Genomic DNA, 22845 nt, shown 5'->3' with positions numbered 1-22845 from the left:
GGTGGAGCGGGAGTGACACGGGGATGGCCGCGCCCCGCTCCTGCCGGTGGCGACCCCGCGGAACGGCCCCGCCGCCCCGAGGGCCGCCCTCCGCCGACGGGGCGGGCGCACCGGGGCGGGGACACCACCGCGCCCCGCCCCTCCCTGTTGCTCCGCGGCCCCTACTCCGCCAGGGGCAGGTAGACCCGCTTACCCTGCTCGGCGAACTCCGCGGACTTGTCGGCCATGCCCTTCTCGATGGCGGCGACCGTCTCCAGTCCGTTCTCCTCGGCGTACCTGCGCACGTCCTGGGTGATCTTCATGGAGCAGAACTTCGGCCCGCACATGGAGCAGAAGTGCGCGGTCTTGGCCGGCTCGGCGGGCAGGGTCTGGTCGTGGAAGGACTGCGCGGTCTCAGGGTCCAGGGCCAGGTGGAACTGGTCCTGCCAGCGGAACTCGAAGCGCGCCTTGGACAGTTCGTCGTCCCACTCCTGCGCCTTCGGGTGGCCCTTGGCCAGGTCGGCGGCGTGCGCGGCGAGCTTGTAGGTGATCACGCCGGTCTTGACGTCGTCCCGGTCGGGCAGCCCCAGGTGCTCCTTGGGGGTGACGTAGCACAGCATCGCCGTACCGAGCCAGCCGATCTGGGCGGCGCCGATCGCGGAGGTGATGTGGTCGTAGCCGGGTGCGACGTCGGTGGCCAGGGGGCCGAGCGTGTAGAACGGCGCCTCGCCGCACAGCTCCTCCTCCAGGCGCACGTTCTCCGCGATCTTGTGCATCGGCACGTGCCCGGGCCCCTCGATCATCACCTGCACGTCGTGCGCGCGGGCGATGTGGGTGAGCTCGCCCAGGGTGCGCAGCTCGGCGAACTGGGCCTCGTCGTTGGCGTCGGCGATCGATCCCGGCCGCAGCCCGTCGCCGAGGGAGAAGGTGACGTCGTACTCCCGGAGGATCTCGCACAGCTCCTCGTAGTGGGTGTACAGGAAGCTCTCCCTGTGGTGGGCCAGGCACCAGGCCGCCATGATGGAGCCCCCGCGCGAGACGATGCCCGTGACCCGGCGGGCGGTGAGCGGCACGTAGCGCAGCAGCACGCCCGCGTGGACGGTCATGTAGTCCACGCCCTGCTCGCACTGCTCGACGACGGTGTCGCGGTAGACCTCCCAGCTCAGCGCGGCCGGGTCGCCGTTGACCTTCTCCAGGGCCTGGTAGATGGGCACGGTCCCGATCGGGACGGGCGAGTTGCGCAGGATGCGCTCGCGGGTCTCGTGGATGCGCTTGCCGGTGGACAGGTCCATGACGGTGTCGGCGCCCCAGCGGGTGGCCCACACCATCTTCTCCACCTCCTCGGGGACGGAGGAGGTGACGGCGGAGTTGCCGATGTTGGCGTTGATCTTGACCAGGAAGTTCTTGCCGATGATCATCGGCTCGGACTCGGGGTGGCACCGGTTGGCGGGGATGACCGCCCGGCCCACGGCCACCTCCTGGCGGACGAACTCGGGGTCCACACCCTCGCGGGCGGCCACGAAACGCATCTCGGGGGTGATGGTCCCGGCCTTGGCGCGGGCCATCTGGGTGGTCGCGCCGCCGGAGGGGGCGGGCTCGTGGGCCCACTCCCGGCGGGTCGGGGCCAGGCCCCGGTGGACGTCGATGTGCGCGGTGTCGTCGGTGTACGGGCCGGAGGTGTCGTACAGGTCGAAGTGGCTGCCGTTGCTGAGTTCCACCCGGCGCTGCGGGACGCGGAGGGTGTTCCCCTCGGGGGTGGCGACCTCCCGGTGGACCTTGCGTGATCCCATGATGGGACCGGTGGTCACCCGGTGGTCCGCGGTGGAACTGACGTCGCGGCCGTCGAGAGCCGTCATGGCATGCCTCCCTACGTCGGAATTACCCGAACAGGTTCTGCGGTCGGCGACGCCGTTGAGTCGCCCTCTCAGCCCGCCATGGCGCGAGCTCCCGCGTTGCGTATGAAGATGTGGGACGCCTCGGGCGCCCCGGGCACGCCGGACCGGGGCGGACCCGGCCGGTGTGGCCCCGGACACTGTATCCGTCCGGAGGCCGGGGTTGTCCACCGTCCCGGGGATAGAAAACTGTCCCCCGCACGCCACCCCCGGCAGCGCGGGCAGCACAGGACGAACAGTTCGGAGCGGGAGGGGCCGTGCCGCGCTCCCCGGGTCAAAAGAGCGTCCCCGGCGCGCCTCCCCCGGTGTCGGAGAGCGGTTCGAGCAGGTCGGGCCGGTTGTTCTTGATGCTGTTGACGTCGGTGGAGACCTCGTCCACGTCGAAGCGGTCGGCCGGGGTGTCCTGGAGCAGGTGGGCCAGCTCGTCGGCCCCGGTCGCCGGGTCCAGCCAGGCCGCCCAGTCCTCGGAGGGCACGACGACGGGCATGCGCTCGTGGATGTGGGCGAGCTCGGGGGCGGCCTCGGTGGTGACGACGGCGCAGCTCCACACCCACGCGGCGGGGTCGTCCTCGGCCGCCTCCGGGTCGCGCCAGCGTTCGAAGATCCCCGCCATGGCCAGCGGCCGGTCGTCGGGGTAGTGGATGGAGTAGGGCTTCTTGTCCGCCTTGGCCTTGCGCTTCCTGTGGTGGGGGTCGGTGACGGGCGAGGTGCTGGCCCGCACGGTCCCGTCCCTGCCGATCAGCTGCCACTCGTAGTAGGCGTCGGCGGGCAGCAGGCAGCGGCGGCGCCGGAAGGCCGTGCGGAAGGCGGGCTTGTCGGCGATGGTCTCGCTGCGGGCGTTGATCATCCGGTAGCCGATGTTGCGGTCCTTGGCCCAGGAGGGGACCAGGCCCCAGCGCAGGGTGTGCAGGGAGCGGGGCCCCGGTTCGCCCCGGTCGTCCGCCTGCGGGGGCGGGCCGAGCACGGCGTACACGGGCCTGCCGGGTGAGATGTTGTAGTCCGGGTCCAGCTCCTCCAGCGGCGGCCACGCCCGGGGATCGGTCTCCTCGGGAAGTGCCTGCTCGGGCAGGCCGAAGGCGAGCTGCAACTGGTGCACGTTCCTGGACTGGGCATAACGACCGCACATGGGTGTGATCCTACGGTCGAAACAGCTCGTTCTCTCCCGGAACACCCTTATCCACCGGTGTTTGCCACCCCTCGGGCATCGGATACGGCCCGAACGGCCCACCGGTTCCGCCCGCCCGACCGACCGACTGCGCCGGACCTCAGGTCGGCGTCGGTGCGGCGGGCTCCCTCTCCGCGCGGTCGGGCCCCCGCTCCGCTCCCCCGTCCCCGTCCCGCCGGGCCCGGACGAGGCCGGTCAGCACGACCAGGCCGCCGAGCGGGGCCAGCGTCCACGGAGCCCACGAGGAGAGGGCCCGCAGCAGCACCGAGCGCACGCGGGCCTGTTCTGCCTGGGCCGCGACCTGCTGCTCGGCCAGGACCAGCTGTGCGTACAGCAGGGGCGCCTCGCCGCTGTCGTTCTGCGGGCGCAGGGTCTCCGAGCGGGTCTCGTGGGCGTTGACCACGATCCCGCTGACCGGCTCCACCCAGAACGTCCGGCTGACCTCCAGCCAGCGGGTGGCGGTGACCGTGCCCGAGGCCCCGGGGCGGAACAGGGAGGCGGGCACCGGGCGGGACGAGTCGGGTGCCTGGGTGGACTCGATCCACTGGCTGTACCGGCGCACCGGCACCCCCGCCACCTCCTCCCACTCCTGGAACTCCAGCATCGGCGCCGACCGCACCTCGGCGTCATAGAAGGGGTACTCGCCCTCCTCGTCCCCGGGCGGCCAGAAGTACACCAGCCCCGCCTGACGGACCGCCCGGTCGCCGTCGACGTGCTCACCACAGCAGTTGACCGCCCGGCCGGTCTCCCGGTCGACGATGACGCGGCGGCTCCAGTGGTCGATCATCCGGTCGGGCACGGAGGTGTCCACGGACATCTCCCACGCCGACCAGTCGTCGCCGTGCGCGGAGGCGTCCACCCGGGTGACCCGGCTGACCTCGGCGGACTCCACCCACGACCACGTGGAGGTGTCCAGGTAACCGGCGTCCTCGTCCAGCATGCGGATGTCGAACCCGGCCTCGGCGGGCAGCAGGGCCATCCGCTCGTACACGTAGAGCGGGAGCAGGGCGGCCAGGGTGAGCAGGAAGGCGCCCACGGCCACCAGGAGGGTTCCCCGGGGCAGGGGACGCCCTGGCCCGCGTTCGGGGCCGACCTGGCTGGGGGCGGCCTCCCCGACGCTGAGCGCGCTCATGTCCGGGCCTCCTCGGGGTCGTTCTCCCACCGGTCGTCGTCACCCTCGGAGGAACCCGCGCCTCGGGAAGCGCCGTCGGTCTCGCCGTCCGCAGGGGCCGCCGGGCTCCCGGCGACACCGTTGGACCCACTGGCCCCGGCACTGTCAGGCCCGTATCCCTCAGGAGCCGCATGGGCCCCGTTGGCCCTGCCTGCCCTGGTACCGACGACAGCACCGACCTCATCGGGCGCACCGCGAGACGGAGCGGCCTCGTCCGTCCCGCCGCCACCGGCGCTTTCCGCGACCGCTCGGGCGCGGACCGACGGCGGGTCGGCGTCCTCACCGTCGCCCGGCTGGCCCAGGGCCAGCACGAGCCGGGCCAGCGCGGGCAGGCACAGCAGCTGGGAGACCCAGCCGCGCAGTGCTCCCCCGAACACCTCGGTCACGTCGTGGAAGGGCATGTACAGCGCCAGGTAGGTACCCGCTCCCATGGCCAGCCCGGCCAGCGCCAACGACACCACCACCGGCCAGGGCCCCGCCAGGCGGGGCAGCAGGCGCCCGCCCATGGACGGCCGTCCCGGCTTGGCGTGCCGCAGCCTCCGGGGCGCCCGGCGCCCCAGCCACCACACGCACACCAGGACCACGGCGACCAGGGCGGCTCCGACCGCACCGGCCACCCACACCCCGTAGGCCAGGCCCAGCGGCAGCACGACCCGCCGTCCCAGCCACCCGGGCCCGGCGTCGGGCAGGGCCCGGGCGCCCCGCGGCGCCGCGGCCCCGGCCGCCGCTCCCCCGGGCGGCAGGCGTCTGGGCCACAGGGCGGCGACCACCAGCACCGCGGCCAGCGCGGCGCCCACGGCCAGGGCCCGGTGGTAGGCGGTGTCGGGCGCGTAGGTCAGGGTGACGGTGCCCGCGCTGCCCGCGGGAAGCACCCAGGCCTGCTTCCAGCCCTCCAGCCGGATCGGCTCCAGGGCCGCGTCCGCCCCCTCCAGGCGGGCCTGCCAGCCCTCGTTGAAGTTCTCGTTGACCACCAGCAGGCTGTCCTCGGCGACGTCCACGTCGAAGCGGCGCTCGCCCGGGCCCCACGCGTGCACCTCCTCCACCCCGGCCATGGTGACCTCGGGGCGGCCTGAGACCGGGTCGGCGGACTCCACCAGCGCCGAGCGCACCTCGTAGCGGTTGCCCGGGTCGACCACGATCCGGTTCTCACCCCCGACCAGGTCCAGGTCGGTGCAGCTCTCGTAGCGCAGCGGGCGACCCGTGAGCTGGTCGGCGAGGGTGCCCCGGCTGATCCGGGTCTCCACCCGCTGGTCGTTGACGCGCAGGGTGGGGCCCAGGCCGCAGGCGGTGGAGGCGTCGCCCTCGGGCAGCGGCTCCACCGGCTCCATCCCGGGCAGGGTGACGGTGCCGATCTCCAGGGCCTGACCCTCGGGGCGTTCGAAGGTCACCCGCAGCGACTCCGCGGTGAACTCGGCGAAGTCCACCCGGCCGCTGCCGTCCAGCCACCCCTCGCGCACCGTGCCGCCGCCCTCGACGGTCACCCGGATCGGCCGCAGCACGCTGTCGGCGCGGGGGAACTCCACCTCCAGGTACCCGATCTCGGTGGGTGCGCCCAGCTCGATGTCGAGCCAGGGGTTCCTCTCCTCCGGGTCCGGGTACCAGACGGTGCTCTCGTCGTCGTCCAACGCGCCCCGGCCCATCGCGGCGGGGTGCTGCACGGCGGTGGAGGAGGCGCTCACGTGCGGGTGGGGGCTGGCCCGGTTGGCGGCGTTCTCCGCCTCCCGGGGGTCGGTGAGCACGACCCCGCCCGAGACCGTGTGCGGGGCGGAGGCCGACTCCGCCGACAGCTCGAACGTGCGGTCCAGGCGGCGCGCGTCCTCGCCCTGCACCTGGAGGTCGGGGTTGCACACCCACACGTGCGAACCCTCCATGCAGCCGGGCGCGGTACCGGTGGAGCCGGTGAACAGCAGCGTTCCGGTGTCGGCGGGCCCGGGGACCCGCAGCGTGCGGGCCGGTTCCAGGCCGGGTACGGAGATCGAGGCGACGCCCACCCGGGTGCCGAACCGGTACTCCGGCTCCCAGGCCAGCTCGTCCACGCGCACGCGCAGCGTGGTGGTCGTGCCGGGCGGAGCCGTCAGCTCCTGGGGCTCCTCGGTCTCGGCGACGGGCACCTGCGCCTCTCCGCCGTCGGTGACGAGGGTGACCCGGGAGGGCGGCGGCTCGCCGGGCAGGTGCTCGAAGGCGACGCTGAGCCCGGTGAGGTCCTGGGGCTCCTCGAACTCGACCTCGATCCACTCCCCCAGGGCTCCGGTGAAGGCGCTGGAGCGCCAGGAGGTGGTGAGGTCGTCGTCGAGAGCGGCGTGCGGAGCGTGCCCCGGGTCGCGGTCGGCGGCGCGCGCCCCCGCCCCGCTCTCGGCGGAGGAGGCGCTCACCGAAGCGATCCCGATGTCCTCGGCGTGGGCGACGTGGTCCTCCCACGCCGGGTCGAGGACGTCGGGGGCGGGGACGTCGCGTTCGAACTCCTGGTCCTCGGTGAGGGTGGCCGACACGTTGCGGCGCACGTCGGAGTGGACCACCTCGCGGCGGCGGGCGGTGTCGGTGACGATCGTGTCCTGGGCGGCGACCTCCCCGGCTCCGGGGTCGTCCCCGAGCAGGATCGGGCGGTCGTCGTCGACCACCCCCTGTTCGGCCAGGTGGAGCACGGATTCGGGACCGCCTGTGACCCGCAGCGCCTCGTCGGCGGGCACGGTGCCGACGGTGGGCGCGGCGTCCTCCACCTCGTAGACGCTCAGCGCCTGGTAGGGCTGGTCGAACCACTGGGAGGCGGACTGGTGGTCCAGCGAGCCGATGACCGGGCCGAACTCGGCGGCCAGGGCGATGCCCGGCGAGTCGGCCAGGGCCTGGTGGACACGGGCGGGCCAGCCGCCGTTGTTGCCGGTGCGCTGGAGGTCGTTGCGCACGAGGAGGTGGGTGACACCCATGCGCGCGAAGGTGTCGGCGAGCCCGGCGGAGCCGCGGCCCGAGGAGACGCGCTGGTCGATCTCGTGGGTGACGCGGGAGACGCCCGCCGAACCCCACGGGATGATCTGGTGGTTGGTCCAGGCCCCCTCGAACAGCGGTTGCAGGGGTTCGTCCATGGGGCGCCCCCACTCGTACTCACCGCGGGCCGAACCGGGCAGGGCCATGGTCATGCCGCGCCCGTCGGCGCGCGCCTCCAGCCAGTCGGTGGCCTCGTGCCAGTAGTCGGGGATCTGCGCGAAGCCGCCCGCCGGCGCGATCCCGACGGTGGCGACGGGCACGAGGGTGGCCGCGAAGACGGCGGCGGTGGCGCCCGCGACGGTGCGGCGCACGCGTCCGGGCACGGGCGTGCCCCTGCGGTCGGCCAGGTCCCGGGCCACCACCACCGGCAGGTGGGCCAGGCCCATCACCAGGGGCAGGCGCACGAGCGCGTCGAACTTGTGCACGTTGCGGAACGGGGAGAGGACGCCGTCGAACAGGTCGCGCATGGTCCCCGCGAAGGGGCCGGTGAGGTCGCCGGTGAAGCCCGCGACGATGACCGCGGTGCCGGTGAGGAGGCTGGCGATGAGGAAGAGCCGCTCGGGGGTGCGCCGGTTGACCAGCCCGGCCAGGCCCAGGCCCGCCACCAGCGCGGTGACCGCGATCAGCCAGGGGGTGGTGGACAGCTCCGCCCCCGAGGGGAGCGCGGTGTTGCCCTGGTCGGGCAGGAAGCCCATCCAGTTGGAGGTGCCGCGCAGCGCGTTGAGCAGCGAGGTGACGCCGGTGGTGACGGCGGCGTCCTCGGTGTAGGGCATGAACGAGAACACGTACCGCGCCATGAGGAGCAGCGGCGCGACGTACCAGAACGAGGCCAGGACCAGCGCGACCGTCCACCAGGCGATCAGGCGCCACTTGCGCGGGCCGTTCGACCGGGTGAGCAGGTAGAGCCCCGGCACGACCAGGACGGCCAGCTCGGAGGCGGCGTTGGTGCCGCCGCACAGCAGGAAGGCCAGACCCGACAGCAGGGCCATGCGGGCGGGCGAGCGGCCGTGCCGGGCCCCGAGCACGAGCGGCAGCAGGATCCACGGCATGAGCAGCATGGGCTGCAACTCGGCGGAGTTGTACGACAGCAGCGTCAGCACGCGGGGGGCCAGCGCGTAGGCGACCCCGGCCAGGATGCGGGTGTTGACGGTGCCGACGCCCAGCGCCCCGGCGACCTTGTACACGCCGGTGAACGCGGCGATGAGCAAGGCGGCCATCCACAGGCGCTGGATGAGCCAGTCGGGCATGCCGAGCAGGTCGAACAGCAGGTGGAAGGGGCCGTTGGGGAAGAAGTACCCGTAGGCCTGGTTCTGGATCTGGCCGAAGTAGGAGGCGTCCCACAGGTGCAGGGCGCGCTCCATGAACCCCAGGGGGTCGGCCGTCAGGTCGAGCTTGGTGTCGCTGACGATCCTGCCGGGGTCGATGCTGGCGGCCAGCGCTCCCAGGAGCAGGCACACCGTGAGGACCTTCAGCCGGGCCAGGAGGCGGGGGTCGACACCGCCGGGGTCGGTGGAAGGTGGTGTGCGGGAATCCTCCGGTTCGCGCCTGGCGGTGGATTCCGTCGGAGTCACGTCTTCGCTTTCCTGCCTGCTGCCGTGTTCCGGACGGCGGGAGTGCCCGGGTCGGTGAGGGGATCGGGGACGGGGGTGCTCGGTGCGGAGGTGGTGACGGGGGTGGTGGAGGTGTCGGGGGCGGGGGTGTCGGAACCGTCCGGCTCCGCGGCGCCGGGCAGGCCCAGCTCCCCGGCGACGAGCCGGGTCATCCGCGCGCCGCTGGCCTCCCACGTGAACCGGGACGCCCACGCGCGGCAGGCGCGGCGGACGGCTTCGGCCCGGCGGGGGTCGGACAGCTCCTCCAGGGCGCGCGCGACCGCGTCGGCGAGTTCCTCGCCCTCGCGCACGAGCCACCCGGTCTCGCCGTCGCGGACCGAGTCGCGGAGTCCGTCCACATCGTAGGCCACGGTGGGCACGCCGAGGCGGGCCGCCTCGATGACGGTCAGCCCCCAGCCCTCGAACTCGGAGGCGGTGACGTGGAGGCGGCACGAGGCCAGGACGCTGTTCTTGTCCTCCTCGGGCAGGAAGCCGTGCAGGCGCACGCGGTCGCCCGTGCCGTCGCGCGCGACCTGCTCGGCCAGGGGTTCGCCCTCGGGGCCGCGACCGATGATGTGCACCTTCAGGTCGGGGTGCTCCTCGCGCAGCGCGCGGGCGAGGTCGACCACCCGCGAGACCCGCTTCTGGACGACCAGGCGTCCCAGGCTGACCACGGCCGGGCAGCCCATGTCGGCGGGGGTTGGAGCGTCGTCGAGGGGCTTCTGTGGCCCGGGGAGCCCGCCGTTGTGGATGATCTCGATCGGCGCGCGCCAGCCCAGCTTCTCGCGCATGGCCCGGCGGGAGGACTCCGAGACGGTGACGGTGGTGCAGCGGCGGTAGACGCGCGAGGCCACGGCCGACTCCAGCATGCGGCCCAGCCAGGCGACCGGTGCCGGGAAGTAGGCGTTGAACTGGAGGTCGTGGACGTGGTGGACGACGCTGACCACCCGCGTGCTGCGGCGCAGGACGAGTCGGCACAGGAAGGGGACGCCGTTCATGCAGTCGAAGGCGAGCTGGTACTCGCGGCGCCACAGGGTCAGCCACGCCATGACGCGCGGGTAGACGGTGAACCTGCCGCCCATGCGGCGGATGACGATCCCGTCCCTGGTCTCCACGCGCGCCTGGTGGGGCTCACGGCTGGTGAGGAAGGTGACGATGGCGCCGCGTTCGGCCAGGTGGCGGCTGATCCGCCAGGAGTACTCCTCGGCTCCCCCCGCGGTGGACTGCCAGGGGTCGCGCCAGTTGACCATGACCAGGCGGACGCCGTCCAGGCGCGGACCGAGGTCGGTGGGGGCGTCCGGGACGGTGGGCGCGCCCGTGCTGGCCGGGACGCCTGCGTTGGCGGGGACGGACGTGTTGGCGGGGGCACCGGTACTGCCTGGGGTGCTCGCTTCGGCTGGGACACCTGGGATGGCGGTGGCGCCCGTGCCGGTCAGGGGGACCTGGGCGGGAACGACGGCGGCCGGGGCCTCGGTGACCGCGGGCAGGCCCGGTTCCGCCTCCTGGCGGATCCGGTGGACCTTCTGGAAGACCACACGCTCTCCTTCCGCGCGGTGTCCGGCCGGACCGCGTGCCGCTACCTCGCGCGTGCGGTCGGACACGCACGGCGACCACCTGGGGGAAGGGTGGAGCGCACGCCGAACGGGCCCGTGGGCCGGACGTCAGTGGTGGTGGGCGGCCGGGGGACGGTACCCGGGGCCGCGGGGGTCGGGGAGTGGGGCGCCCCGCTGGGGGCGGAGCGCCCGCGGACCTCCGCCGTACGGCCGTCCTAGCGGTCGCCGTAGTTGTAGAGGGTTTCGTTCACCGGTTCCGCGGTGGCGGTCGAGTCCGTGGCGAGGTTGGTGGCCACGAAGGTGGCGCCTCCCGCCAGGGCCGCGCCGATGACGCAGGCGGCGATTACCTTGATCACTTGGGGATCTCCTTCCGCGCGCCCGATCCCGCGCTGGGTCCGGAGCGCTGGAAAACGAGACTAGAACCTGATCTAGCCATAGACCAGATGATTGCCCCAACTGTAACTAACCCGCCGGTAACTTCCAACCCCGGAATGCCAGCTTTGTCAGCCTTCACATGCTGGTCCTGCACCCGGAGAAGAACCATGTCGGGCCCCTCCACCACCACGGACAGGCCCTCCGCACCTGACCAGAACTGGTTATCGACCGGCGCGGACAACGCCACGTACCGCACCCCCAGTCCGCCCAGCGCAGCGGCGTCCAGCCGTTCGGGCAGGCCCGTCTCCGGATCCGGTCCGAGCACCCCGGCGGTCCGCCGCGCCCGCGCGTCCTCGCCGGTCACGACCACCTCTCCCCCGTCCGGGGTGCCCACGACCAGGTCGTCGTTCCACAGGGTTCGCCGGTCGAAGAGCCTGGTCGCCGGGTCGAGGACGACCGTGGCCCGTCCCGCCCAGTCGGGGCCGCGGTAGGCGCTCCAGGGCAGCACCAGCACCGCCCCAGGCCGGTCGTCGGCGGCCACCGCCTCCTGCGCCGCCAGCCACTCCCCGGGGTAGTGCACCGGGGCCAGCCGACCGCTCGCGCCCCACAGCAGCCCCGGCAGCACCACCACCGGCAATAGCGCCGCGAACACCGCGAGCCCCGTCCGCAGCGCAGCGCCCTCCCGTCCGGCCAGCCACCACACGCACGCGCCGAGGCCGAGCGCCTGGACCAGGGACAACGGGGCCACGTAGAGATGGCCGTCGCGCAGTGGCCCGAACCCCGGCCAGGCGGAGACCAGCCAGACCAGCAGCGCACGCCCCGGCCCGGTGGCGCCCAGCAGGGCGGTCAGAAGGCCCAGGGCAGCGGCCGCCGACAGGCCGGGGCCGAACCCCGGTCGCTCCCGGCGCAACAGCCACACCCAGCCCGCCAGCGCCAGCAGGCACAGCAGCAGGCGGACCGCGGCCGTCACCGGCTCGCCGTAACCCGCCGGAACCGCACCGGAGTTCCACACCCCGCCCAGGAGCAGCAGGGAGCCGACCACCCCGAACGGGGTGTCGGAGCGGGCCGCGAACGCCGCCACACCGGCCGGGTCCGTGCCCGCCCCACTGGTCAGGGACGGAAGCAGCCAGGACAGGGAGACCACCACCAGTGCCAGCGCGAACAGCCCCGCCCGCGCCCACCAGCCCGGTGCCCGCCAGAGCGGCGCGCGCGGGCGGGCGGTGAGGGCGACGGGACCGGCGGTGAGGGCGGTCAGCACCACCGACGAGAACCCGCCGACCGCGGCGGGCACCAGCGCGCGCACCAGCCCGGCGAGCCCCGCGCCCGGCCGCACCTCCGCCAGACGGACGGCGGCCCCCACCACCCACGGCAGCCCCGCGTAACCCAGCAGCATCGCCCACTGGCCCAACAGCAGCCGCTCGGCCACGAACGGGTTCCACACGTAGGCCGTTCCGGCGGCGGCCGACGCCACCAGAGCCCCGGCGCCCCCACGGGGCAGCACACACAGCACCAGGCGCGCGGCACCGGCCCCGCCCACGGCGAACACCGCCAGCAGCGCCAGCGACTGCACCACGTCCCCGGGCAGGACCGCGGACAGCGCCGCCACCACGGCGTCACTGGGAATCGCCCTGGGAAACCCGTCCGCGCCCCGCAGCACCGTGCCCAGCGACAGGTCGGGCACGAACACCATGTCGTAGCGCAGCACGTACCCGGGCCCCAGCGCGGGGCCGAGCGCCAGCACACCGGCGAGCAGCCCCACGGCCCACGGCAGCAGGCGGGGCAGCGACCAGGCGCCCCTTCCTCCCCGGGCGCCCCTCTCTCCCCGGGCGCCCCTTCCTCCCCGCACTCGCCGGAACACCAGCCCTCCGACCGACACCATCAGACCTCCGCCCCAGGAAAGCAGCCCCCGACCCGCCGTCAGCCCCGCGCGAGCAGAACGCTGTCGGAGTAGCCGCCCTCCACGTAGTCGCGGTAGGAGCGGACCACGAGTTCGTAGGGACCGGACACCGTCGCCGACCAGCGCGGCTCCTCCCCCGCCGGGCCCAGCGTGCGCCATCCCTGTCCGTCCCCGGGACCGAGCCCGTCGCGGCGCTCGCAGTCCGGGGCGGGCGTGACGGGCCCGGGTTCCGGCTCGGGCGGCGTGGGAGCGGGTGTGGGGGTGGGTGTGGGGGTGGGTGTGGGCTGCGGCCGGGGGCCCGCGTCGGGCTCGGGGTCGGACGGTCCGCTGCTGGGGGCGGGCGATTCGACGGGGGCCTCCGAGACGCGGTCACCCTCCAGGGGCACGGGCAGGCGCCGGTCGTCGGCCACGCCGCAGTCCAGCGCGCGCACCCACACCTCGTAGTGGGAGGCCTCCTCGACGTCCTCCCACTCCACGGTCGCCCCGCCGTCGACGACCCGCAGCCAGGACGGCCCCGGAGGCGGGTCGTCGTTCCACACCCACTGGAAGGGCTCGGACTCCGCCCCCTCGTCCCGGCCCTTGAACGAGCGCACCACGAACTCGTAGCGGGCTCCGCTGAAGAGCGCCTCCACCAGCACGGAACGGCTGTCCCCGTCGACGCGCACGTCCACGGGAAGCACGGAGGCCTCGTCCGGGTCCGGTCCCATGCGCCGCTGCACCACCCGGTAGCCGGTCGCGCCGGGCACGGTGTCCCAGCTGAGCACGAGGCCGTCGTCGGACTCCTCCGCTACGGGCTCGGGCGCGGTCGCGGGCCCCACCGCCAGATCCGGCAGCGGCCGCCGGTAGGTCCGGCCGACTCCCAGCGGTTCGGCGAGCGCGTCGGCGAAGGCCGCCGCGATCTTCAGCTCGCCGCGCGCGTTGGGGTGCGCCTCGTCCCAGTTGTCGCTGACGGAGGCGTACCCGTCGGCGACCCGGGCGACCACCACGGGGGAGTCGCTGGAGGTGAGCTGCGCGGCGAGGTCCACCAGGCCCATGTTGAACCGGTCGATCTCGGCGTTGGCCCGGGGGTCCTCCACCGGCGGCAGCTCCCCGAGGACGAACCGGATCTGCCCCCGCACGACGCGCACCGTGGACACCGTCTCGCCGACCCCCTCCAGCGCGCTGTCCGCGTCATCGCCCGCCAGGATGTCCTCGGTTCCGGCCAGGAGGAGCAGGTAGTGCGGCTGGTACTCGGCGGCCACCCGAGCGGCCCCGGCGGACAGGTCCTGCGCGGTGGCGCCCCAGCGGGCGGCGTGGTCGGTGTCGAAGTCGGGGGCGGCGTAGTCCTGGTTGCCGAACTCCCGGTCCGCCAACCCGTACACGCCGTCGTAGGGGCCGACGAAGTCGACCTCCACCTCGGCCTCACGCAGGTGGGACCACAGGTGGTAGCGCCAGGTGTAGTCGCCGCTGCTGCCCTGGGAGAGCGAGTCGCCGACGACCATGACGCGCAGTTCGCCGTCGGGTGGGCCCGGCACGGTGACGGGTTCCTCGGTGCGCCCGTCCTCCGCGGCCCCTCCCCCGGAGCCGGTCTGGATCAGCAGCAGGGTGACCGCCATCGCCGAGAGCATGACGCCGAGCAGCCCGAGGGGCCCGGGTTCGAAGCGGGAGTGGCTGTCCCAGCGGGGCCGGAGCCACGGGAGGCCGAGCCGTCGGGGCCACCGGCCCAGGAACCACCCCGAGCGGGACAGCGGCGGGCGGGGCCGCCCCGGCTCACGGGCCTGGGACCGGCGCAGACCGAACCGACGGAGCTGAGGCCTCCCGAAGCGGTCGGCCACGCGCGGCCACCACACGGAGCGTTTCTCGGATCCGCGCACCGCGCCCCCTGCGTTCCCAGAACGGGTTCTACCCCCCACAGGGGGTTCGTCAGACAAGACTAGAACTGGTTATATAGAATTCGTCAACTCTCTGCGGCTGAGCGGAACCGCCTACACCGACGTTAGCGGCCGCTGCTCGCCTCTCGACTCCGCGCCCCGACGGAAAGCAGGACCCCCCGTGACCGGACTCCTGGTAGCCCTGCTGTCCGCGGTGGTCTACACCGTCGGCCTGACCGTGGAACAGCGCGCGCTGCACGGCGCGGAGTCGATCTCGGTCAACCGTCCCCTCCACCTGGCCCGGGTCCTGCTCACCAACCCCCGCTGGGTGCTCGGCTGCGTCTTCGCCGCCCTGGGCAGCGTGGGCCTGATCGTCTCGCTCGGTCTCGCGCCCGTGTCCGTGGCCCAGCCCGCCTTCGCCGCCGGGGTCGCGTGCGGCATCCTCGTCATCACCCTCGTCCTGGGCGAGCGCGTCACGCGGGGCGAGTACGTGGCGCTCGGCATCATGCCGGTCGCGCTCGGCCTGCTCAGCCTGTCCACCGCCGAGGGCACCGAGACCGGGACCACCGCCGACGCCCCGCTGCTCATCACCGTCAGCCTGCTCACCGTGGCGGTGTGCCTGGCCGTCGTGGGCCTGGCCGGCGGCCGCGGCCGCCACGTGTCCGCCGCCGCCCTGGGCGCGGCCGCGGGCTTCGCCCAGGGCAGCGCGGGCCTCCAGGGCAAGGGGCTGGGCGGTCTGCTGGCCGACCACGGCCTGTGGGACGCGATCGTCCCCGCGCTGCTGTCGCCCTACCCCTACCTGTACGCGGTGGGCTGGGCGGTGGGCATCGTCCTCTTCCAGACCTCGCTCCAGCGCTCACGCGCCTCCATCACCGCTCCGGTGTCCAACGTCGTGGGCAACGTGTTCATGGTCGTGACGGGCACGATCCTGTTCGGCGAGCGGCTGCCCGACGACCCCGTCATGCTGGCCCTGCGCGTGGGCGGGTTCGCGCTGACCCTCGTCGTGGTCGTCCTGGTCCGCGGCAACGTGGCCGCCGCCGAGGCGGACACCAGCCGCAAGCGCGCCCACGCGTAGAAGACCGCGCGCGGAGGGCGCGTGGAGACGGTGGGCGTGCGTGGGGGCGGCATACGCCCCTTCGAGGACGGGGGAAGGCGGAACTCGTCCGCGCCTCCCCCGCTACTACGGGACCGCTACTACGGGAAACCCTGTCAGACAGCCACCGACACGGCCTCGCGCAGGCCCGGGGCGGCGACGTCGGCCCACGCCCGCACCACGCTGTCGGGCTGGCCGGTCTCCCCCTCGGCCAGGATCAGGCCGGGCTCGGCCACCCAGGCGCCCAGGTCGGCCAGCAGGATGCGCAGGTCCTCCTCGATGCCCCGGCTGTTGCGCAGGTCCTCCACGACCGCCAGCGGAATCGCGACCGTGTGGCCCAGCCCCAGCTCGGGCAGGCGGTCGAGGAAGACCTTGAGCAGACCGGTGTAGGTGCCGTGCGCCTGCGGGGAGGCGACGAGCAGGACATCGCTCTCACGCACCTTCGCCAGCGCGGCCTCGACGGCGGCGGAGGACTCCGAGAGCAGCTCGGCGCCCAATTCGGCGATGTCGATGACGTCGGGACGGGAGCCGACACCCGCGCGGGCGGCGACCTCGGAGGCCGCGCGCAGGGCGGCGTCGCGGACGGAGGAACGGATCTGGGGGGCGGCGACGAGCACGGTGAAGCGGGTCATGCGAGAACTCCTGGGTTCGGACAGAGCGAGCCGGGATCGGAGGAGACACCAGCCGGAGAAGACGGCGGGGGCGGTTGACACCGGAAGGAGGGGATGACGAACGTCCTTGGACTCTCGCGGTTCCTCGCATCCGACACGGGGGAGCGGACGACGCTGTCCGGAAACCGCCTGTGTCGGGCCTGGCAGGTCTGCTTCCGAGACCGCGGTGCGGTCCCGACAGAACCCAGGGGAGAGATGAGCGTCCGGTGTCTGCGACAGGGCACGTGCGACAGGGCACGGAGGCGCGGGGCGGGGCCCCGCAGGGCGCTAGCTACGACAGAGCGCGCTCGCCTGCTGTCTCAGATCGACATGCAGGCGCTGGACAAGCAGCTCACCGGCGGACATGTCTCCATCATGAAGCGCCCCTGCCGTTATCGTCAATGCGTGCGCGCCCACCACGGTGGGCGGTCCAGCCCTCGGACAACCGTCCCAGGGAACGGGATCGCCCAGCTCCGCAGGCGATACGCAAGCCCGCGGTGACGGCCCCGAAGGCCTGTGTAATGTGCGACACACACCGACGAGACGACACGAGGGACCCCTCACATGGCCCACACCCCCGTCACACTCACCAACGCGCGCGTCGTGACCCCCGACGGGGTCCACGAGGGATGGCTGAGGATCGAGAACGGCCGCGTGGCCGCGTTCGGATCGGACGACCCCGTTCCCGGCGGCCGCGACCTCGGCGGCGCCTGGGTCGCCCCCGGGCTGGTCGACACCCACGTCCACGGCGGCGCCGGGCACGCGTTCACCGAGGCCGACCCCGAGGGCGTCCGCACGACGATCGCGTTCAACCGCTCCCGGGGCGTGACCTCCCTGGTGGGCGGCCTCGTGGCGGCCACCCCGCAGGACACCGTCCGCCAGGTGGCGGCGCTGGCCGAGCTGTGCGACGCGGGCGAGCTGGCGGGCATCTACCTGGAGGGTCCCTTCATCTCCCGGTCCAGATGCGGGGCGCACGACCCCGAACTGCTCCGCGACCCGGACACCGCCGAGTTCGACCGCTGGCTCAAGGCCGGGCGGGGGCACGTGCGCATGGTCACGGTGGCCCCGGAGCTGCCCGGGGCGCTGGACCTGATCGGCGCGGCGGCCTCCTCCGGCGTGGTGGCGGCGGTGGGGCACACCGAGGCCACCTACGAGCAGACGCTGGCGGCCTTCGACGCGGGGGCGTCGGTGGCCACCCACCTCTACAACGCGATGCGCCCGCTGGGCCACCGCGACCCGGGACCGATCGCCGCCGCGCTGGGCGACGAGCGCGTGACGGTCGAGCTGATCCTGGACAACGTGCACGTCCACCCGGGCGCGGCCGGGCTGGTGTTCGACGCCGCGGGCCCGGACAGGGTGTCCCTGGTGACGGACGCGATGTCGGCGACGGGCCTGGGCGACGGCGAGTACACGCTGGGCGACCTGCGGGTGCGGGTGAGCGGCGGCGAGGCGCGTCTGGCGGAGAGTGGGACGATCGCCTCCAGCACGATCGTCCTGCCCCAGGCGGTGCGCAACGCCGTGCGGGGCCTGGACGTCGGCGTGCCCGAGGCCGTGCGGTCGGCGTCGTCGGTTCCGGCCGCGGCGCTGGGACTGGACGGGGTGGGCCGGATCGAGGTCGGAGGGCGTGCCGACCTCGTCGTGCTCGACGACGACCTCGGCGTTCGCAAGGTGATGTACGAGGGCGCCTGGGTGGAGTAACGGCGTGTCGTAACCGCGTTACGGACTAGTAATATAACCCTGGGTGACAATGGCGACAGGGCATCGAGGAGAGCCACCACGCTCGACACGAAAGGATCTGCGCCATGGCCAAGTCGAGACAGACGAGGGACGAGCAGCCGACCCGTGTGCCCTCCGAGGAGCACGAGCACCTCGGCAAACTCGCCGCGGAACTGTCCCGCTACGACGTACGGGCGGACGTGGTCGACGAACAGTCGTCGCCGTGCCTGCGCGTGCGCAACCCGTCATCCGCGTGTGCGGTCGAGGACGTGATCTGTGAGCGCCGAGAGCACGACTACGCGTTCATCGCCTCGTTCGGGGTCTACCTCGGCAGCAGTGGGAGCCTCGGCGTCACGGCCCACAAGGTCGCCTGGCTCGTGGGAGCCACCGAGGCGTGACAGCCGCGCGGGACGGGTGCGGTGCGACCGGCACCGCACCCGTCCGCGTATCGTCCCGGCGTCTTCACGGAGCTTTACGACGTAGATTCCTGGAGGCCGTGCGGGGAGCCGGCACCCCGGCACCCTAGAGTCGTGCCGTCCCACTCCCTCGACGGAAGGCGAGCCCATGGACTACGTCAAGCTGGGCCGGACCGGACTGGACGTCTCCCGCGTCACCCTCGGGTGCATGAGCTACGGAGACCCCGCCAGGGGCACCCACGACTGGACCCTGGACGAGGAGGCCAGCAGACCCTTCATCCGCCAGGCGGTCGAGGCGGGCGTCAACTTCTTCGACACCGCCAACACCTACTCGGACGGCAGCAGCGAGGAGATCGTCGGCCGCGCCCTGGCCGAGTACGCCGACCGCGACGAGATCGTGCTGGCCACCAAGGTGTTCGGCCGCACCCGCCCGGGCCCCAACGGCGGCGGGCTCTCGCGCAAGGCCGTCATGACCGAGATCGACCACAGTCTGCGGCGCCTGGGCACCGACTACGTGGACCTCTACCAGATCCACCGCTGGGACCCCACCACGCCGGTCGAGGAGACCGTCGAGGCCCTGCACGACGTGGTCAGGGCGGGCAAGGCCCGCTACGTGGGCGCCTCCTCGATGTACGCCTGGCAGTTCGCCAAGGCGCTGCGGGTCGCCGACGTCAACGGCTGGACCAGGTTCGCCACCATGCAGAACCACTACAACCTGCTCTACCGCGAGGAGGAGCGGGAGATGCTGCCCCTGTGCGCGGACGAGGGCATCGGGGTCATCCCGTGGAGCCCCCTAGCGCGTGGTCGGCTCACCCGCGCGTGGGACGCCGAGACGGAGCGCAGCCGCGGTGACGCGTTCGGCGCGCGGCTGTACGCGGAGGCGGACCGGTCGATCGCGGACGCCGTCGGCGGGATCGCCGAGAGGCGCGGGGTCCCCCGAGCTCAGGTCGCGCTGGCCTGGGTGTCCCGGAACCCCGCGGTGACCTCGCCGATCATCGGCGCCACCAAGCCACACCACCTGGACGACGCGATCGCGTCGCTGTCGCTGGAGCTGACCGAGGACGAGGTGGAGGAGCTGGAGCGCCACTACACGCCGCGCCCGACCTCCGGCTTCTGACACCGCCCCGGCGCGGGGCCGCCCCGACCCCGCGCCCGCGGCGCCCGTGGGAGGCACTGGGGGCGCCCGGGCCGCCCCGGAACACCCGGGGGCGGACGGAAAGGCCCGACAGGGTCAGCCGCGCGCGGTGACACGGATCTTGGACTGGCCGTGCGGCCGCTCCTCCCAGTCCTCCATGAACCGGGCCGACAGTCCGTGCTTCTCCGCGAGGGTGATCAGCGTTTCGGTCCGGTAGTAGAAGTCCTCCCGCAGCACCTGGTGCTCGGCTCCCTCGGTCCGGTCGTAGGTGAAGTCGAAGAACCCGCCCGGCGCCAGGACCCGCTCGACGTTGGCCAGGCACTCGTCGATCACCTCGATGGGCGAGTGCGAGAACACGCTGTGCGCGTGGACGACGTCGAAGTACCCCTCCGGCAGGAAGGAGAAGGTCAGGTCCCGCGTGATGGTCAGGTGCGGCAGCTTCTCCTGCAACCCGCGTTCGGCCAGCACGCCCTTCGCGGCGATGAGGATGTCCGGGGAGATGTCGATCCCGTAGTAGCCGCCCGGGTCGAGGTAGTCGATCAGCCGCCACCCGGCGCGCAGGTTCCCGCAGCCGATGTCGAGCATCCGGTGCTCCGGTCTGAGGCCGTGTTCGACCAGGTAGTCGAACTGCATCTGCCCCAGCGCCAGCCAGCGCTCCTGGCTCTGGCTGCCCACAGCCGACCTGGGGTCGCGGGCGGCGTCGGAGGCCATCACCGCCCGGTAGTAGTCCACGTGGTCGCGGTGGGTCAGGCGCAGCTTCAGGTCACGGGCGGAGCGGCGCACGTACGGCACCACCTTGCCGGGGTTGCGCAGTGCGTAGCGCACCTTGTGGACCAGGGAGGAGCGGTCGGCGTTGAGGGAGGCGGCTGTCTTCTTCGGCATCGGAAGGCTTTCGGTCGAAGGCTCTCGCTCACCCGCGGATACGGGGTCGGGGGGCAAAGAGGATAACGCTTTCGTCGCGGCACCGGTTCACCGCCTCGGATCCGACCGTACCCGGAAAGTCACCGGAAGTGCGGTATCCCACCCTCCGGGAGCGTCCCCGCGGAGGTCAGCCGCGGCCGCGTCGGGCCGCCACCAGCCGCGCGGCGCCCCGGAGGAGCCCGACGGCCAGGAGCGCGCCGAGGACCGCACCGACCGCGAACCCGGCCCAGTCGGCGGCGCCCTCCGTCAGCCGCAGGATCGACCAGCTCCCCGCGACCACCACGACCAGCAGGCAGGCGCCGATGGCCAGCCCGCCCCTCCAGCCCAGGAAGTAGCGGCGGCGGCCGGGCGCGGGCGGGGCGGCCAGTTCGGCCGCGGGCCCGGCGGTGGCCGACCCCGGGCGCTTGAAGTAGGCCAGAACCGACCAGTGACCGCACGGCTCCCACCCCTCGGGGGCCAGACGCTCCGCGAGGCGCTCGCGGTCGCCCGGACCGGGGCTGAGTTCCTGGCGGTACTCCCACGTCTGCGGCCGCTCGGGGGCGCGGCGGCTGACGAAGCGGCCGAGCCGGTCCACCCGCTCCACCTCCCAGCCCTGGGCGCCCATCGCCGCGAGGCGGGCGGGGCCCTCGAAGGCGTCGGCGGACCAGACCAGCACGTCCGGCTGCGCGGCGGCCTCGTCCCGCGCGTCGGGCGGAGGCGCCAGGGCGTCGGCGAACTCCTCGACCGGGCCGAACTCCTCCTCCGGGTCGACCCCGCTCTCGGCCGTGTGCGCGGCCAGGTCCTCCAGCAGGACGCGGGACCTGTCCGCGTCCACACCGCGTTCGCCCAGCCGGTCCGCGAGCCGGGTGAGGTAGTCGCTCATCGGATTCCTCCCTCCGCGAGTACCGAGCGCACCGAGGCGTCGAACTCCATCCAGGCCGCGCCCTGTTCGCTCAGGACGGCGCGGCCCTCGTCGGTCAGTACGTAGTAGCGGCGGCCGGGGCCCTTCTCGGCCGCCCGGTACTCGGCGGCCACCAGCCCGGCCTCCTCCAACCGGTTGAGCACGGGGTAGAGCGTCCCGCCCCGGATCTTGCCGAACCCGGACTCGTCCAGCCGCCTGGCGATCGCGTAACCGTAGCTCTCGCCCCCGGTCAGGCTGGCCAGGACCAGGAGGTCGAGCACCCCCTTGAGCCAGCTCGCGCGGCGGTCCATGCGTGTCTCCCCCTTCATCGGGCACTGCCGACACTGATTGTCCCGGCTTCGCGGTGCCCCGGGGCCACCAGGAGGGAGCGCAGGTCCATCAGGACGTGCAGGAACACCGGCAGCAGCAGGCTGCCCGTGCTCAGGTACAGGTGGGTGAAGCCGAAACCGACCAGGGTGACGAGGACGACGCCGGTACGGCCCTGGTAGACGTGGGCGACGGCGAAGACGGCCAGGCTGAGCCCGGCGGCGACGACCACGTCCAGCCCCAGGGAGACGCCGAGGGCGATGAGCAGCCCGCGGAAGACGATCTCCTCGCACACGCCCGCGGTGACCGAGGCCCCGGCCGCCGCCCAGCGCTCACGCCGGTCGCGCGGCAGCATCGCGGAGACCGCCCGCTGTCCGGCGAGGAGGCGGCGGTCCAGTCCGCTCATCCGCATCAGCACGAGGCCCGCCACGACCGCGACGAGCACGCCGGTCATCGTTCCGAGGGTGTCGGCCATGCCCTCCTCGGGGACCGCGAACCCCACGTCCGCGAAGCGCAGGCCGGGCGAGACGGCCACGATCAGCAGGACGACCGCGGTGAGCCCCCACCAGACGAGGGCGCTGGTGTCGAACAGCCGCAGCAGCGCTCCGGAGTCGGTGTCGCGCACGCGCTCCAGCCGGGTGTAGGCGCTCCTGCCCCACCAGGGTTCGACGGCCAGCAGGTAGAGCACGACCAGCGCGGCCAGTCCCAGTCCGAGGGACGAGAACTCCATGGTCGGGGGGAACGTCATCTCCACACCTCCGTGTTCGTGTTCGCTACCTAGACCATAGAGCTACCTAGTTAGGAATACAACCTAGATAGCGCCACCGCTCCCGTCCGCTGACACGCAAAACACCCCTGACCCGCCACGAACAGGCAGGTCAGGGGTGCAGACGGACACAAGAAAGCGGGCTGCCGCAAGGAGGCGAAAAGCCTCCGAGCAGCAGCCCGAGCCAAAGGAGACGCCCCGCGAGGCGGCCGAGCGGAGCCGTCTCCCGAAAGACGAAAGGCCGCCCCGGCCACAGCCGTGCCGCGAAGCGCGACGGCCGCAGGCCGAGCGGCCCACCAGGGTCTCCCCCGAAAAGCATCATGGGCTACAGCGAACCAACCACAACCCACGAGGCGAAGCCTCGCGTTGCAAGAAAGCGCCCCACCCACCCCACCGACCAGCACGGCCTCGACCACAGGGGGTACCTCGGGGGTTCGGGGGGCCTCCCCCCGGAAAGCACAAAGGACGACCCGGCGAGGGGGGGGGGGGGG

At 73.2% G+C, this 22845-nt stretch carries 17 protein-coding genes; 4 read left to right on the top strand and 13 right to left on the bottom strand.

Annotation, left to right across the window (positions count from 1 at the left end; translation table 11 throughout):
• Positions 1–161 precede the first annotated feature (161 nt).
• The 8 genes from thiC to ACSIH6_RS35230 form a co-directional block, all read right to left on the bottom strand.
• Complete coding sequence (gene thiC / locus ACSIH6_RS35265; RefSeq protein ID WP_435112658.1) at positions 162–1835, bottom strand: phosphomethylpyrimidine synthase ThiC; 1674 nt, start codon at positions 1833–1835, stop codon at positions 162–164.
• Between the two features lie 310 nt (positions 1836–2145).
• Positions 2146–2997, bottom strand: a complete 852-nt coding sequence (locus ACSIH6_RS35260) for an SOS response-associated peptidase (protein WP_435112657.1) — start codon at positions 2995–2997, stop codon at positions 2146–2148.
• Positions 2998–3136: 139 nt separating this feature from the next.
• Positions 3137–4168 carry a cell envelope lipid trafficking protein PgfA gene (gene pgfA, locus ACSIH6_RS35255; RefSeq protein WP_435112656.1) on the bottom strand — a complete coding sequence of 344 codons (1032 nt, stop codon included), beginning with the start codon at positions 4166–4168 and terminating at the stop codon, positions 3137–3139.
• Positions 4165–8757 carry an alpha-(1->3)-arabinofuranosyltransferase gene (locus tag ACSIH6_RS35250; protein ID WP_435112655.1) on the bottom strand — a complete coding sequence of 1531 codons (4593 nt, stop codon included), beginning with the start codon at positions 8755–8757 and terminating at the stop codon, positions 4165–4167. Before ACSIH6_RS35250 ends, pgfA begins: the two co-directional genes overlap by 4 nt.
• On the bottom strand, positions 8754–10310 hold the full coding sequence (locus ACSIH6_RS35245; RefSeq protein ID WP_435112654.1) for a glycosyltransferase family 4 protein: 1557 nt from the start codon (positions 10308–10310) through the stop codon (positions 8754–8756). The genes ACSIH6_RS35250 and ACSIH6_RS35245 overlap by 4 nt, the downstream gene beginning before the upstream one ends.
• Before the next feature lie 233 nt (positions 10311–10543).
• A complete protein-coding gene (locus ACSIH6_RS35240; RefSeq protein WP_168443978.1) occupies positions 10544–10684 on the bottom strand; it encodes a hypothetical protein in 141 nt (46 codons plus the stop codon).
• On the bottom strand, positions 10681–12582 hold the full coding sequence (locus tag ACSIH6_RS35235; protein ID WP_435112653.1) for an MmpA family trehalose lipid delivery protein: 1902 nt from the start codon (positions 12580–12582) through the stop codon (positions 10681–10683). Before ACSIH6_RS35235 ends, ACSIH6_RS35240 begins: the two co-directional genes overlap by 4 nt.
• A 38-nt stretch (positions 12583–12620) precedes the next feature.
• Positions 12621–14453, bottom strand: coding sequence for a fibronectin type III domain-containing protein (locus ACSIH6_RS35230; RefSeq protein WP_435112652.1), 1833 nt, complete (start codon positions 14451–14453; stop codon positions 12621–12623).
• Positions 14454–14631: 178 nt separating this feature from the next.
• On the opposite strand from ACSIH6_RS35230, the gene ACSIH6_RS35225 reads away from it, so the two are divergent.
• Positions 14632–15525: a hypothetical protein gene (locus tag ACSIH6_RS35225; protein ID WP_435112651.1), complete on the top strand. Its 894-nt coding sequence runs from the start codon at positions 14632–14634 to the stop codon at positions 15523–15525.
• 134 nt (positions 15526–15659) lie between these two features.
• On the opposite strand, the gene ACSIH6_RS35220 is transcribed toward ACSIH6_RS35225, so the two are convergent.
• A complete protein-coding gene (locus tag ACSIH6_RS35220; RefSeq protein WP_435112650.1) occupies positions 15660–16175 on the bottom strand; it encodes an NADPH-dependent FMN reductase in 516 nt (171 codons plus the stop codon).
• Positions 16176–16757: 582 nt separating this feature from the next.
• On the opposite strand from ACSIH6_RS35220, the gene nagA reads away from it, so the two are divergent.
• The 3 genes from nagA to ACSIH6_RS35205 all read left to right on the top strand — a co-directional run bounded on the left by nagA (position 16758) and on the right by ACSIH6_RS35205 (position 19442).
• The gene (nagA, locus tag ACSIH6_RS35215) at positions 16758–17891 is read left to right on the top strand and encodes an N-acetylglucosamine-6-phosphate deacetylase (RefSeq protein ID WP_435112649.1); all 1134 of its coding nucleotides are present in this window, start codon (positions 16758–16760) and stop codon (positions 17889–17891) included.
• A gap of 104 nt (positions 17892–17995) precedes the next feature.
• A complete protein-coding gene (locus ACSIH6_RS35210) occupies positions 17996–18307 on the top strand; it encodes a hypothetical protein (protein WP_013154720.1) in 312 nt (103 codons plus the stop codon).
• Positions 18308–18473: 166 nt separating this feature from the next.
• On the top strand, positions 18474–19442 hold the full coding sequence (locus tag ACSIH6_RS35205) for an aldo/keto reductase (protein WP_435112648.1): 969 nt from the start codon (positions 18474–18476) through the stop codon (positions 19440–19442).
• Positions 19443–19556: 114 nt separating this feature from the next.
• On the opposite strand, the gene ACSIH6_RS35200 is transcribed toward ACSIH6_RS35205, so the two are convergent.
• The 4 genes from ACSIH6_RS35200 to ACSIH6_RS35185 form a co-directional block, all read right to left on the bottom strand.
• Positions 19557–20342 (bottom strand): class I SAM-dependent methyltransferase, encoded by a 786-nt coding sequence (locus tag ACSIH6_RS35200; RefSeq protein ID WP_435112647.1) that lies wholly within the window; start codon positions 20340–20342, stop codon positions 19557–19559.
• A gap of 166 nt (positions 20343–20508) precedes the next feature.
• Complete coding sequence (locus tag ACSIH6_RS35195) at positions 20509–21243, bottom strand: DUF2812 domain-containing protein (RefSeq protein WP_435112646.1); 735 nt, start codon at positions 21241–21243, stop codon at positions 20509–20511.
• The gene (locus ACSIH6_RS35190) at positions 21240–21572 is read right to left on the bottom strand and encodes a PadR family transcriptional regulator (RefSeq protein ID WP_435112645.1); all 333 of its coding nucleotides are present in this window, start codon (positions 21570–21572) and stop codon (positions 21240–21242) included. Before ACSIH6_RS35190 ends, ACSIH6_RS35195 begins: the two co-directional genes overlap by 4 nt.
• 14 nt (positions 21573–21586) lie before the next feature.
• Positions 21587–22336, bottom strand: coding sequence for a CPBP family intramembrane glutamic endopeptidase (locus ACSIH6_RS35185; protein WP_435112644.1), 750 nt, complete (start codon positions 22334–22336; stop codon positions 21587–21589).
• Between the last annotated feature and the right edge of the window lie 509 nt (positions 22337–22845).

Source organism: Nocardiopsis synnemataformans (assembly GCF_965343085.1).
In the GTDB taxonomy this organism is placed as follows: domain Bacteria; phylum Actinomycetota; class Actinomycetes; order Streptosporangiales; family Streptosporangiaceae; genus Nocardiopsis; species Nocardiopsis alborubida.
The sequence above is the reverse complement of the archived record's forward strand: the minus strand, read 5'-3'. Positions and strand labels throughout refer to the sequence as shown.

Coding starts and splice junctions, on each gene's coding strand:
- thiC (WP_435112658.1), bottom strand. CDS start 1,835: ATGACGGCTCTCGACGGCCGCGACGTCAGTTCCACCGCGGACCACCGG.
- ACSIH6_RS35260 (WP_435112657.1), bottom strand. CDS start 2,997: ATGTGCGGTCGTTATGCCCAGTCCAGGAACGTGCACCAGTTGCAGCTC.
- pgfA (WP_435112656.1), bottom strand. CDS start 4,168: ATGAGCGCGCTCAGCGTCGGGGAGGCCGCCCCCAGCCAGGTCGGCCCC.
- ACSIH6_RS35235 (WP_435112653.1), bottom strand. CDS start 12,582: ATGGTGTCGGTCGGAGGGCTGGTGTTCCGGCGAGTGCGGGGAGGAAGG.
- ACSIH6_RS35220 (WP_435112650.1), bottom strand. CDS start 16,175: ATGACCCGCTTCACCGTGCTCGTCGCCGCCCCCCAGATCCGTTCCTCC.
- nagA (WP_435112649.1), top strand. CDS start 16,758: ATGGCCCACACCCCCGTCACACTCACCAACGCGCGCGTCGTGACCCCC.
- ACSIH6_RS35210 (WP_013154720.1), top strand. CDS start 17,996: ATGGCCAAGTCGAGACAGACGAGGGACGAGCAGCCGACCCGTGTGCCC.
- ACSIH6_RS35205 (WP_435112648.1), top strand. CDS start 18,474: ATGGACTACGTCAAGCTGGGCCGGACCGGACTGGACGTCTCCCGCGTC.
- ACSIH6_RS35200 (WP_435112647.1), bottom strand. CDS start 20,342: ATGCCGAAGAAGACAGCCGCCTCCCTCAACGCCGACCGCTCCTCCCTG.
- ACSIH6_RS35195 (WP_435112646.1), bottom strand. CDS start 21,243: ATGAGCGACTACCTCACCCGGCTCGCGGACCGGCTGGGCGAACGCGGT.
- ACSIH6_RS35190 (WP_435112645.1), bottom strand. CDS start 21,572: ATGGACCGCCGCGCGAGCTGGCTCAAGGGGGTGCTCGACCTCCTGGTC.
- ACSIH6_RS35185 (WP_435112644.1), bottom strand. CDS start 22,336: ATGACGTTCCCCCCGACCATGGAGTTCTCGTCCCTCGGACTGGGACTG.